Below are 12,730 nucleotides of genomic sequence, written 5' to 3' on the forward strand. Positions count from 1 at the left end.
ATGGGCTGTTCGCGACCAGGTCAGGAGGTCGGGTAGACGAACGGCATGACCAGACCGATCAGGGCGAGCGCCTCACAGAAGGCGAAGCCGAGGATCTGGTTGGCGCGGATCAGGCCGGCAGCCTCGGGCTGACGGGCGAGGGCCTGGGTGCCGTTACCGAAGATGATGCCGACGCCGACGCCGGGGCCGATGGCGGACAGGCCATAGCCGACGGAGCTGAGGGAACCGGTGACGGCGGCAAGGGTCTGGGACATGCCAGTTCTTCCTTCTCTTTCACGGACCGGCGGGGGTTGGCCACCGGACGACTGGGGGTAGGGCAGGCGCGATCAGTGGTGCTCGGCGACAGCGCCCTGGATGTAGGTGCACGCCAGGAGCACGAAGACGTACGCCTGAACGGCCTGGATGAAGAGCTCGAAAGCCGTCATCACGATGACCATCACGAACGACACACCCGCGTAGGCGATACCGATGCCGTTGAGCAGGTACCAGCTGGCGATGGTGAAGAGCAGCAGCAGCGTGTGACCCGCGAACATGTTCGCGAAGAGTCGGACCGCGTGCGTGAAGGGACGGACCAGGGTGTTCGAGAAGAACTCGATGACCATGATCAGCGGCAGGACCGGGCCGAGCGACTTGTCGTAGCCGGTCAGGTTCTTGAAGCCGCCGACGAAGCCGTGCCGCTTGAAGGTGAGGCTCATCCAGAGGATGTAGACGATCAGCGCCAGGGCGGCCGGGTACGCGATGATCGACGTCACCGGGAACTGGGCGAGCGGGATGATCGACCAGAGGTTCATCATCCACACGAAGAAGAAGATCGAGACCATCAGCGGGACGTACTTCTCGCCCTCGCGCTTGCCGAGCGTCTCGTAGACGATGCCGCGGCGGACGAAGTCGTAGCCGGCCTCGGCCACCATCTGCAGCTTGCCCGGGACGATCTTCGGCTTACGGAAGGCGGCCCAGAAGAAGCCGACGATGATGACCGTACCGAGGAGCGCCAGCAGCATCGTCTTGTTGAAGTAGACGTTGCTGTCCGCGTCACCGAAGATCGGCTCGAACAGGAAAGAGTGCAAGCCGGGACCCGGGAAACCACAACCGTCGAAGATGTGGCAATCGGTCTCGAAGGCGAGCACCTGTGTCGGGTCAGCACTCACCGCGGGCTCCTTCAGCGTGGCGCATAGGTACGGCAACCTCGTTGTGTCGGCGCGGCGCGCAGCCGCGGTTCGGCACTGGACTGGTGTTACGGATGTGTGAGCGGCAGTCAGGCATTGAGCCTCGCGATCGAGCAGGCGTCAGCTCACATGCCCGCGCCCGCAGTGCCGCAGTTGGAACCGGACGATAGCAGGGTCTTGAACCCGCACTTATCCCGCCCCTACCCTTCACGACTTCGAGCCCGTGTTCTTGGGCTTTTCCGCCTTGTCGGACTCGGGTTCGACGTAAAGGATCTTGGCCTTCATGTGTGCGCGCGTCTGCGCGCCGATCCACACGAGGGTCAGTGCGACCAGAGTGATCGCGAACGCCTTCGGGTTGAACATCGTCGTGTCCTTGAAGGCGGCGACGAAGACGAACAACAGCAGAAGTTGCGTCGTGTACAGCATCAGGCCCATTGCCTGGAACAGCTGGGGCAGGGACCGCGCGGTCCGCTGCAGGACCACCAGGCCGATCCCCATGAAGAGGACCACGACGAGCGTCGCGACGAGCGCGCCGATGGCTCCCTTGCCGCCCGCGACACCAGCGCTGACGGCAACGGCGACGGCGCCGGCGGCAGCGGTGGGTACGGCGGTCTGGAGGAGAGTCCGGGCGTCGTTGGACGGCATGGCGGCAGCTCCGCTTGCAGGGGGTGGGCAGGGTGTCGTCATGGACGATCGTAGGCCCGGTCCGAGTCGATGCCTCGGGCCGATGGACCGCGCTACTACAAGTCCTTCGGCTCCGTCACCGGGCTTCGTGAACGGTATCACAAACTATTTGATGAGGTCTTTACCAAGAAAGTGTGCTCACAGTCACACGTGAGAGTGAATCCGCGCATGTGAGCAAGACAACTCAACACCTTGCCTGGTATTGCCCTCTGGTGACCGAATCATCAGCGTGCGGATTCGGCCTTGCCTCTGTCCGAAAAACGAGTTCGATCGCCGATCGCGGTCGCTCCGTTGACGCCGGAAACTCCCACCACGACCGGGGTCCGCTCCATCGGGCCCGTCTCCCCGCCCTGCCCCATCTCGCCCGCCCCGGGCCCCTGTTGGGCTTCGGAGGCCGCCGGGAGGGGCGCTTGGGGATCACCGTCTCCCCCGCGTCGCCGACGGCGGTAGCGGGGCGGCAGGAAGCGTTCCGCCCAGTACGGCGCCTTCGGCGTGAAGCGGGGCATCAGCAGCAGTACGAGGCCCAGCGCGCTCAGCCCCATGACGACCAGGACGATCCACAGCGACGTCGAGTGCACCGAATAGCCGACCGTCCCGAAGGCGATCAGGGCCGACCAGAAGTACATGATCAGCACCGACCGGCTGTGCGAATGGCCGATCTCCAGCAGCCGGTGGTGCAGATGGCCGCGGTCCGCGGCGAACGGCGACTGCCCGTTCCAGGTGCGGCGCACGATCGCCAGCACCAGGTCCGCGGCCGGGATCGCGATGACCGTCAGCGGCAGCAGCAGCGGGATGAAGACCGGCAGCATCGCGTGCGTGCTCTCGCGCTCGCTGCCCGCGAAGAGCTTCATCGTGTCCGGGTCGACCTGCCCCGTGATGGAGATCGCCCCGGCCGCCAGCACCAGGCCGATCAGCATCGAGCCCGAGTCGCCCATGAAGATCCGGGCCGGGTGCATGTTGTGCGGCAGGAAGCCCAGGCACATGCCCATCAGGATCGCCGTGAAGAGCGTCGCGGGGGCCGCGGCCTCGATCGTGTGCCCGTACCAGAGCCGGTACGTGTACAGGAAGAACGCGGCGGCCGCGATGCAGACGGTGCCGGCCGCGAGACCGTCCAGACCGTCGACGAAGTTGACCGCGTTGATGGTGATGACGACCAGGGCGACCGTGAGCAGCGTGCCCTGCCACTGGGTGAGCGCGACGGTGCCGACGCCGGGGATCGGCAGCCACAGGATCGTCAGACCCTGGATGACCATGACCGCGGCGGCGATCATCTGGGCGCCGAGCTTGATCAGGGCGTCTATCTCGAACTTGTCGTCCAGCACCCCGATCAGCCAGATCAGCGCGGCCCCGGAGAGCAGCGCCCGCGGTTCGTTGGAGAGCTGGAAGACCCAGTCGAGGTTGTGGAGGTGGGCCGCGACGATCAGCCCGGCGCACAGCCCGCCGAACATGGCGATGCCGCCGAGTCTCGGTGTCGGTTCCCGGTGGACGTCACGCGCACGGATCGCGGGCATCGCCCCGATCACGATGGCGAACTTGCGCACCGGGCCGGTCAGCAGGTAGGTCACCGCAGCCGTGACACAGAGCGTCAGCAGGTAATCACGCACGGGCTGCCCCATAGATTTCGCCGGCCATCTCAGCCCACACCTTAGACCGTCCGGCGGTTGCGGACGGCCGCGCTGCGTCGGCCTCACAGACGAGGACACGGAGACCGGGCCGAACGGTTGCACGGACGACGACCAGGGGATTTCCGACCGGATCCGGCCCGTCCGGACGGGCCGCCCTACCCCGGGTAGGGCGGGTGCTTGCCGACCAGTTCCCGTACCTCGTCACGGACGTCGCCCTCCTGTCGCACCGCCGCCCCGAGGAGCACCGCGAGCCGCGCCATGTCGGTCCCGTCCATGCCCTGGGTGGTGACGGCCGCGGTCCCGAGCCGGATGCCGCGGGCGTCCCCGTAGGGCAGCGCGCAGGTGTCCAGCACCACACCCGCCGCCGCCAGCCGGGCACGGGCGCCCGGTCCGTCGACGCCCAGCGGGGCCGGGTCGGCGACGATCAGATGGGTGTCCGTGCCGCCCGTGGTGATCTCGAAGCCCTCCGCCTCCAGGCCGGCCGCCAGCACCCGGGCGTGGTCCACCACCCGGTGGGCGTACGCCGTGAACGCCGGGGCGGACGCCTCCCCGAACGCGACGGCCTTCGCGGCGATCGTGTGCATCTGCGCACCGCCCTGGGTGAACGGGAAGACCGCCCGGTCGATCCGCTCCGCCAGCTCCGCCCCGCACAGGATCATCCCGCCGCGCGGCCCGCGCAGCACCTTGTGCGTGGTCGCGCAGACCACATCGGCGTACGGCACCGGGCTCGGCGCCGCTCCCCCGGCGATCAGCCCCATCGGGTGCGCGGAGTCGGCGATGAGGTACGCGCCCACCTCGTCGGCGATCTCCCGGAACAGGGCGTGGTCGGGATGGCGGGGGTAGGAGATCGAACCGCTCACGATCGCCTTGGGCCGGTGCGTACGGGCCAGGGCGCGCACCTGCGCGTAGTCGATCAGACCGCTCTCGGAGTCCACCCCGTAGCCGACGAACTCGAACCAGCGGCCGGAGAAGTTGGCGGGCGAGCCGTGGGTGAGGTGTCCGCCGTACGGGAGTCCCATCGCGAGCACCGTGTCGCCGGGGCGCAGCAGGGCGGCGTACGCGGCGAGGACCGCGGAGGAGCCGGAGTGCGCCTGGACGTTGGCGTGCTCGGCGCCGAAGAGGGCGGTGGCCCGGCGGCAGGCGATGCGCTCGGCGGCGTCGGCCTGCTCGCAGCCGCCGTGGTGGCGGGCGCCGGGGTAGCCCTCGGCGTACTTGTTGGCGAGCGGCGAGCCGAGGGCGGCGAGGACCGCGGGAGAGGTGAAGTTCTCGGCGGCGGTCAGCTGGAGGGTGTCCGACTGCCGGCGCAGCTCCCCCAGCAGCACGTCGGCGATCTCCGGGTCCTCCCGGAGCAGGGCGCCGAAGTCCTGCGGCAGGGCGGTCCCGGGGGCGGAGGGGGGTGCGGCGGGAGTGGTGACCGGCATCGAGGAACTCCGGACCTGGAGAGGGGTGCGCTGGCGTCAGCTCCAATGTAGGCCCGCAACGGCCCCCCTGCCCGCTGTACGGCGCCGCCGTCCCTCCGTCGGCCCTCCGCTACCCGGCCGGTGCGTACGGCCGCCGGAGTGGCCCGGACGGGGCCGTACGGGGGCACCGCGTCAATGGTGTGCGGGAACGCCCGTCAGCGCGGTGACCACCGGGTCCAGGGCCTGATCGAGCACCATCCCCGACGCGCCCCTCGCACCGCTCGGCCCCGGGGGGGCCTCCCGGGCTTCGGCCCGCTGCGCCGGCCTCCGGCCGTCAAGGGCACCGCGTCAATGGTGTGCGGGAACGCCCGTCAGCGCGGTGACCACCGGGTCCAGGGCCTGATTGATCTCGTCGCCGATGGACCGGAAGAAGGTGATCGGGGCCCCGTACGGGTCGTACACCTCGTCCGCCTCGGCGGTGGGGGCCAGCAGCCAGCCGCGCAGCGCGGCGGCGGCGCGGACCAGCGCGCGGGCGCGCTCCACGACGCCCTCGTCCCGCGGGTCCGGCAGGGTGGCGGGGTCTATCGCCCGGACCAGCCGGGTGAACTCCTTGAGGGTGAAGGTGCGCAGGCCGGCCGAGTGCCCCATCGAGATCACCTGGGCGCGGTGGTCGCGGGTGGCGGTGAGCACCAGGTCGGCGCGGATCACGTGCTCGTCGAGGAGTTCCCGGCCGACGAAGCCGGCCGGGTCGGCGCCGAAGTCGGCGAGGACGGTCTCCGCGTTGGCCTCCATGGGTGCCCCCTCGTGCCCCCAGGTGCCCGCGCTCTCCACGATCAGCCCGCCGCCGAGCGGATCGCCGAGGCGGTCCACCAGGGCGTGCCGGGTCAGCCGCTCGGTGATCGGTGAGCGGCAGACGTTGCCGGTGCTGACGTGGAGGATGCGGAAGGTGTCGGCCCGCCCCGTTATGCCACGCCCCTCAGGGGCGGTCAATTCGCCACCTCGAGGTCGGGTACCACCTTGCGGAGTTCCTCGACGGAGAGCGCGCCGGCCCTCAGCAGCACGGGGACCTTGCCGGTCACGTCGACGATCGACGACGGCACGATGCCGGGCGTCGGGCCGCCGTCCAGGTAGACGGAGACGGAGTCCCCGAGCATCTCCTGGGCCGCGTCGCAGTCCTCGGGGGCCGGGTGGCCGGTGAGGTTGGCGCTGGAGACGCCCATCGGGCCGACCTCGGTGAGCAGCTCGATGGCGACCGGGTGCAGCGGCATCCGGATGGCGACGGTGCCGCGGGTGTCGCCGAGGTCCCACTGGAGCGACGGCTGGTGCTTGGCGACGAGCGTGAGGGCGCCGGGCCAGAAGGCGTCGACGAGCTCCCAGGCCTGCTCGGAGAAGTCGGTGACCAGGCCGTGCAGGGTGTTCGGGGAGCCGATCAGGACCGGGGTCGGCATGTTGCGGCCGCGCCCCTTGGCGTCCAGCAGGTCGGCGATGGCCTCGGAGCTGAAGGCGTCCGCCCCGATGCCGTACACGGTGTCGGTGGGCAGCACGACCAGTTCGCCGCGGCGGACGGCCGACGCTGCCTCGCGCAGGCCCGTCTTGCGGTCGGTCGCGTCGTTGCAGTCGTATCGCCGTGCCATCAGCCGGCCTCCTCAAGCGTGTACGGGTATGACGGGTACGGGCCGGACGTGCGGTGGTCCCCGGTCACGGCATGGCCTTGCGGGCCGTGGCGAACCTCGGCCGGTTGTTCAGGTCGGGGTGGTCGGCGGCATCCGCCCAGCCCCGTTCCTCGGTGAAGATCCACGGCACCTGGCCGCCCTGGGTGTCGGCGTGCTCGATGACGACGAGTCCGCCGGGGCGCAGCAGGCGGTGCGCGGTGCGTTCGATGCCGCGGATGGTGTCGAGGCCGTCCTCGCCGGAGAACAGGGCCATCTCCGGGTCGTGGTCGCGGGCCTCGGGCGCCACGTACTCCCACTCGGTGAGCGGGATGTACGGCGGGTTGGAGATGACCAGGTCGACCTGGCCGTCGAGCTCGGGCAGGGCGGTCAGCGCGTCGCCCTGGTGGACGGTGACGCGGGAGCCGTCGGCGTTCTTCCGGGTCCAGACGAGGGCGTCGTCGGAGAGTTCGACCGCGTGCACGCGCGAGCGCGGCACCTCCTGGGCCATGGCCAGGGCGATGGCGCCCGAGCCGCTGCAGAGGTCGACGACGACCGGTTCGACGACGTCCATCGCTCGCACGGCGTCTATCGCCCAGCCGACGACCGACTCGGTCTCCGGGCGCGGCACGAAGACGCCGGGCCCGACCTGGAGCTCCAGGTAGCGGAAGAAGGCCCGGCCGGTGATGTGCTGGAGCGGTTCGCGGGCCTCGCGGCGGGCGATGGCCTCCCAGTAACGGGCGTCGAAGTCCGCGTCCGGCACCCGGTGCAGCTCGCCCCGCTTGACGCCGTGCACGAACGCGGCGAGTTCCTCCGCGTCGAATCGCGGCGAGGGCACACCGGCGTCGGCCAGCCGCTGGGTGGCCTGGGCCACCTCGGCGAGCAGCAGGTTCATCGCGGTTCTCCGTACGGTGTTACGGGCGGGGCTGGCTGGTTTACGCGGCTGCGAGCTTGGCGGCCGAGTCGGCGTCGACGCAGGCCTGGATCACGGCGTCCAGGTCGCCGTCGAGCACCTGGTCCAAGTTGTACGCCTTGAAGCCGACGCGGTGGTCCGAGATCCGGTTTTCCGGGAAGTTGTACGTACGGATCTTCTCGGAACGGTCGACCGTGCGCACCTGGCTGCGACGTACGTCCGAGGCTTCCTGCTCGGCGGCCTCCTGCGCGGCGGCGAGCAGCCGCGAACGCAGGATGCGCATGGCCTGCTCCTTGTTCTGGAGCTGGCTCTTCTCGTTCTGGCAGGAGGCGACGACGCCGGTCGGCAGGTGGGTGATGCGGACCGCGGAGTCGGTGGTGTTGACGGACTGGCCGCCGGGGCCCGAGGAGCGGTAGACGTCGATGCGGAGGTCGTTGGCGTGGATCTCGACGTCGACCTCCTCGGCCTCGGGCGTGACGAGCACACCGGCGGCGGAGGTGTGGATGCGGCCCTGGGACTCGGTGGAGGGCACCCGCTGCACGCGGTGCACCCCGCCCTCGTACTTCAGCCGGGCCCACACGCCCTGGCCGGGCTCGGTGGCGCCGTTGCCGCCCTTGGTCTTCACGGCGACCTGGACGTCCTTGTAGCCGCCGAGCTCGGACTCGGTGGAGTCGATGATCTCGGTCTTCCAGCCGACGCGCTCGGCGTAGCGCAGGTACATGCGCAGCAGGTCGCCGGCGAACAGGGCGGACTCGTCGCCGCCCGCGCCCGCCTTGATCTCCAGGAGCACGTCCTTGTCGTCGCTGGGGTCGCGCGGGACCAGCAGGAGGCGGAGCTTCTCGGTGAGCTCCTCGCGCTGCTTCTCCAGCTCCTTGACCTCGGCGGCGAAGTCGGGGTCGTCGGCGGCGAACTCGCGGGCCGTCTCGATGTCGTCGCCGGACTGCTTCCAGGAGCGGTACGTCGCGACGATCGGGGTCAGCTCCGCGTAGCGCTTGTTGAGCTTGCGCGCGTTGGCCTGGTCGGCGTGGACCGCCGGGTCCGCGAGCTGCTTCTCCAGATCGGTCTGCTCGCCGATCAGTTCCTCGACCGCCTCGAACATCTTCGGGCTCCTGGTTCCTTCACTCGCTCTGCGTGCCTGCTGGACGGCGTGGTGCCGGCCGGGCGGGGCGTGGTGGGCCCCGCGGCCCCGGCCGGAAAAAACGCCGGTCCCGATGCCCCCGGAAGAGGGCACCGAGAACCGGCGCAGTGGCTCGCTACTTGCTGGCGGAGCCGGCAGCCTTGCCGAAGCGGGCCTCGAAGCGGGCCACGCGGCCACCGGTGTCGAGGATCTTCTGCTTGCCCGTGTAGAACGGGTGGCACTCGGAGCAGACGTCGGCGCGGATGCTGCCGCCCGCGATGGTGCTCCGGGTGGTGAACGACGCGCCACAGGTGCAGCTGACCTGCGTCTCGACGTACTCGGGGTGGATGTCGCGCTTCAAGGGTTTCTCCTAGGTTCGGGAGGGCGCCGGGTCGCACGCGCGGATTGCGCGTCCGTGAACCGGGGCCGACGTACCAGTCTGCCAGGACCGGCCGCATCTCCCAAAACCGGGGGCGGTCCGCAACTATTCCCGGCTTGTCCGGTCATCCGTTCCGCGGCCGGCCCGGGGTCACCGGACGACGCCGCCCGCGACGCCCTTGTCGCCCGCCGAGTCCTCGGTGGCGGAGGCGGGGATCGCCCGGTCCGCCTTCAGTGCCGCCCACACCTGCCGGGCGGACTTCTCCAGCGGCACGACGCGGTTCGGGTCGGCCGGGTCGTACTGCACGGGCAGGGTCACCATGTGGACGTTCTTCGGGGCGAGCCCCTTGAGCCCGGTGGCGAAGGAGGTGAGCTCCTCGACCGAGCCGAGGTCGGAGTCGGTGGTGACGGCCTTGGTGGCGGTGTCCGCGAGGTCGAACAGCTTCTTCGGGTTCGAGAACACCCCGACGCTCCTGACCTGCTCCATCAGTGCCTTGACGAACGCCTGCTGGAGCTGGATCCGGCCGAGGTCGCTGCCGTCGCCGACGCTCTTGCGGGTACGGACGAGGCCGAGCGCCTGCTCGCCGTCCAGGGTGTGGGTGCCCGGTTCGAGGTTCAGGTGGCTCTTGGGGTCGTCGATCGCCCGGGTGGTGGTGATCTCCACACCGCCCAGTTCGTCGATGAGCTTCTTGAAGCCGGTGAAGTCGACTTCGAGGTAGTGGTCCATGCGGATGCCGGACATCGACTCGACGGTCTTGACCGCGCAGGCCGGTCCGCCGACCTCGTACGCCGTGTTGAACATCGCGCGCTGTTCGCCGGCGACGGGCTCCCCCGTGGTGTCGCTGGTGCAGTCGGGGCGGGTGATGAGGGTGTCGCGCGGGATGGAGACGACGGAGGCCGTTTCGTGGCCCTTGTTGATGTGCAGGACCATCGCGGTGTCGGAACGCGCCGTGCCCTCGTCGGCGCCGTACGCGGAGTTGGCGCCGGACCTGGAGTCGGAGCCGAGCACGAGGATGTCCTGGGAGCCGTCGTCGATGTCGTCGGGGCGGTCCTTGCCGAGCGCCGCGTTGATGTCGACGGCCTTGAGGTTGCCGTTGAGCGTGACGTAGGCGTATCCGAGCCCGGCACCGCCGAGGACCACGACACCGGCCAGGCTCCAGGCCGCGATCACCGTCGCCCTGCGGCGACGGGAGGGCTTCTTCCGGCGCTTGCCGGTGGGGCGTATTCGCCCGCCGCTCCCGCTCTGCTCGGCCATCCCTCTCCCTCGGTCGTCGGCGTCCGCCGGGCCGCTCGGCCCCGGCCGCCGGACGGGGCCGCGCCACGGCGCGCCCCGGTCACCTTTTCGCCGCCTTTGGCGACTTGTCGGTACTTGGTACGACGCGGCGGTACGAAGAAGGGTTGCACAGCCGACTGTTGGGTCCGTGTGAGGAAATACGGAGTGGTCGACACCGGTGGACAGCCGGTGACACCCCGCTCACCTGCGGTTTCTCGCCCTTTGCGGGCACTGCCGCGGCCCCGGGCGCGACGGCCGCCGTGTGGCGAAGGTCTCGGACCGGCCGGGCCGGTACGCGGAACGGGGCCGCCCCCGTCACCGAAGTGACGGGGGCGGCCCCGCGATTCGACCGGTCCGGCCGGTCCGCTGCGACGTCAGTCGTTGCCGTTGCCCGGCGCCGGCGTCGTCTTCTGGATCTGGAGCAGGAACTCCGCGTTGGACTGGGTCTTCTTCATCCGGTCCAGGAGGAGCTCGATCGCCTGCTGCTGGTCGAGCGCGTGCAGCACCCGGCGCAGCTTCCAGACGATCGCCAACTCCTCGCCGCCCAGCAGGATTTCCTCCTTGCGGGTGCTGGACGCGTCGACGTCCACCGCCGGGAAGATGCGCTTGTCCGAGAGCTTCCGGTCGAGCTTGAGCTCCATGTTGCCGGTGCCCTTGAACTCCTCGAAGATCACCTCGTCCATGCGCGAGCCGGTCTCGACGAGCGCGGTGGCCAGGATGGTCAGCGAGCCGCCGTCCTCGATGTTGCGCGCCGCGCCGAAGAAGCGCTTCGGCGGGTACAGCGCGGTCGAGTCGACACCACCGGACAGGATGCGGCCGGAGGCGGGGGCGGCGAGGTTGTACGCACGTCCCAGACGGGTGATCGAGTCCAGCAGGACGACCACGTCGTGACCCAGCTCCACGAGGCGCTTGGCGCGCTCGATGGCCAGCTCGGCGACGGTGGTGTGGTCCTCGGCGGGCCGGTCGAAGGTGGAGGAGATGACCTCGCCCTTCACCGACCGCTGCATGTCGGTGACCTCTTCCGGACGCTCGTCGACCAGGACGACCATCAGGTGGCACTCGGGGCTGTTGACCGTGATCGCGTTGGCGATGGCCTGCAGGATCATGGTCTTGCCGGTCTTCGGCGGGGCCACGATCAGACCGCGCTGGCCCTTGCCGATCGGGGCGACCAGGTCGATGATCCGCGTCGTCAGGACGTTGGAGTCGGTCTCCAGGCGGAGCCGGTCCTGCGGGTAGAGCGGCGTCAGCTTCTGGAACTCCGGGCGGCCGCGGCCGCTTTCGGGCGCCATGCCGTTCACCGAGTCGAGACGCACCAGGGCGTTGAACTTCTCGCGGCGCTCGCCGTCCTTGGGCTGGCGCACCGCACCGGTGACGTGGTCGCCCTTGCGCAGGCCGTTCTTGCGGACCTGGGCGAGCGAGACGTACACGTCGTTCGGGCCCGGCAGGTAGCCGGAGGTCCGGATGAACGCGTAGTTGTCGAGGATGTCCAGGATGCCCGCGACGGGGATCAGGACGTCGTCGTCCGAGACCGGGACCTCGCCCGCGAAGTCGTCGCGGCCCCGACGGCCGCGGCGGTCGCGGTAGCGGCCCCGACGGCCGCGCCGGCCGCCCGCCTCGTCGTCGTAGCCGTCGTCCTGCGGGCCGCCGCCCTGCTGGCCCTGGCTCTGGCGCTGCTGGCGCTGGCCGCCCTGCTGGCCCTGGTCGTCGCCCTTGCCCCGGCGGTCGCGCTGCCGGTCGCGGCGATCCCCGCGCTCGCCGCGCTCCTGGCGGTCGCCGCGCTGGCCGCGCTCCTGGCGGTCGCCGCGACGGCCCTCGGCCGTGTCGGCGGCGGCCTCGGCCTTGGCCTCGGCGCGCTCCTCGCCCTTCGGCTCGGCCGGCGTCTCCGTCTTGGCCTCGGCGGGCTTGCTCTCGGCCTTGGTCTCCGGGCTGCCCGCCTGCGCGGTCGCACGGCGCCGACGGCGCTCGCCCGCGGGCTGGTCGTCGCTGGCCGGCTGGCCGGGGATGTCGATCTGCTGCTGGGCCGCGGCCTTCTCGGCGGGCGCGGCGGCGGAGTCGTCCCCGGTGCGCGCCTTGGAGGTGGCCCGGCGCTTCGGCTTGGTCTCGGTCTCCGCGGCGGGCGCGGCGGCCTTGGGCGCGGCGGAGCTACCGGCCTGCGCCTCCTTGATGACCTCGATCAACTGGCCCTTGCGCATCCGCGCAGTGCCCTTGATACCGAGGCCGGACGCGACCTGCTGCAGCTCGGCCAGGACCATGCCGTCAAGGCCGGTGCCGGAGCGGCGGCGCCGTGTGGTGGTGCCAGTGGCAGCACCTTCGGCGGGCGCGGCGCTGTCGACGCTCTTGTCGGCAGTCACGCCCATCAGATCGGTGGTGTCGCTCACGAAGGGTCCTTCCCTGGAGCGGACGTCGGCCTTCTGGCTCGGCGACCGGTTGTGCTGTCCGACTGCGGTCTTTTCTTGCGGACCGTGCCGGGGCGGTGGTCCGCCGGGTACGGCGGAGAGATGAAGGTGTGCAAGGGCCCGGCCCGA

12 protein-coding genes are annotated in these 12,730 nt (G+C 70.5%); all 12 read right to left on the reverse strand.

The features are described 5' to 3' along the window. Nucleotides 1–20 precede the first annotated feature (20 nt). Nucleotides 21–254, reverse strand: coding sequence for a F0F1 ATP synthase subunit C (locus ABZZ04_RS04895; protein WP_072483720.1), 234 nt, complete (start codon nucleotides 252–254; stop codon nucleotides 21–23). Nucleotides 255–326: 72 nt separating this feature from the next. Beyond that, nucleotides 327–1,163 carry a F0F1 ATP synthase subunit A gene (gene atpB, locus ABZZ04_RS04900; RefSeq protein ID WP_283855932.1) on the reverse strand — a complete coding sequence of 279 codons (837 nt, stop codon included), beginning with the start codon at nucleotides 1,161–1,163 and terminating at the stop codon, nucleotides 327–329. A 210-nt stretch (nucleotides 1,164–1,373) separates the two neighbouring features. Further along, entirely contained in the window at nucleotides 1,374–1,811 is a 438-nt protein-coding gene (locus ABZZ04_RS04905; RefSeq protein ID WP_356930771.1) for a hypothetical protein, read from the reverse strand. A 263-nt stretch (nucleotides 1,812–2,074) separates the two neighbouring features. Next, on the reverse strand, nucleotides 2,075–3,466 hold the full coding sequence (locus ABZZ04_RS04910) for an MraY family glycosyltransferase (protein WP_356930772.1): 1,392 nt from the start codon (nucleotides 3,464–3,466) through the stop codon (nucleotides 2,075–2,077). Between the two features lie 164 nt (nucleotides 3,467–3,630). After that, entirely contained in the window at nucleotides 3,631–4,896 is a 1,266-nt protein-coding gene (gene glyA, locus ABZZ04_RS04915; RefSeq protein WP_356930773.1) for a serine hydroxymethyltransferase, read from the reverse strand. Between the two features lie 327 nt (nucleotides 4,897–5,223). Next, nucleotides 5,224–5,865 carry a protein-tyrosine-phosphatase gene (locus ABZZ04_RS04920; RefSeq protein ID WP_148839229.1) on the reverse strand — a complete coding sequence of 214 codons (642 nt, stop codon included), beginning with the start codon at nucleotides 5,863–5,865 and terminating at the stop codon, nucleotides 5,224–5,226. Beyond that, nucleotides 5,862–6,509, reverse strand: a complete 648-nt coding sequence (locus ABZZ04_RS04925; RefSeq protein ID WP_356930774.1) for an L-threonylcarbamoyladenylate synthase — start codon at nucleotides 6,507–6,509, stop codon at nucleotides 5,862–5,864. The genes ABZZ04_RS04920 and ABZZ04_RS04925 overlap by 4 nt, the downstream gene beginning before the upstream one ends. Before the next feature lie 64 nt (nucleotides 6,510–6,573). Then, entirely contained in the window at nucleotides 6,574–7,419 is an 846-nt protein-coding gene (gene prmC, locus ABZZ04_RS04930; RefSeq protein ID WP_356930775.1) for a peptide chain release factor N(5)-glutamine methyltransferase, read from the reverse strand. Between the two features lie 40 nt (nucleotides 7,420–7,459). Continuing rightward, entirely contained in the window at nucleotides 7,460–8,536 is a 1,077-nt protein-coding gene (gene prfA / locus ABZZ04_RS04935; protein ID WP_356930776.1) for a peptide chain release factor 1, read from the reverse strand. A gap of 154 nt (nucleotides 8,537–8,690) precedes the next feature. Beyond that, nucleotides 8,691–8,915, reverse strand: a complete 225-nt coding sequence (rpmE, locus tag ABZZ04_RS04940; protein WP_356930777.1) for a 50S ribosomal protein L31 — start codon at nucleotides 8,913–8,915, stop codon at nucleotides 8,691–8,693. Nucleotides 8,916–9,083: 168 nt separating this feature from the next. Continuing rightward, nucleotides 9,084–10,187 carry an LCP family protein gene (locus ABZZ04_RS04945; protein ID WP_356930778.1) on the reverse strand — a complete coding sequence of 368 codons (1,104 nt, stop codon included), beginning with the start codon at nucleotides 10,185–10,187 and terminating at the stop codon, nucleotides 9,084–9,086. Nucleotides 10,188–10,579: 392 nt separating this feature from the next. After that, nucleotides 10,580–12,583, reverse strand: a complete 2,004-nt coding sequence (gene rho / locus ABZZ04_RS04950; protein WP_356930779.1) for a transcription termination factor Rho — start codon at nucleotides 12,581–12,583, stop codon at nucleotides 10,580–10,582. Nucleotides 12,584–12,730 lie beyond the last annotated feature (147 nt).

The sequence above is a fragment of the Streptomyces sp. NPDC006435 genome, assembly GCF_040612315.1.
Lineage (GTDB): Bacteria > Actinomycetota > Actinomycetes > Streptomycetales > Streptomycetaceae > Streptomyces.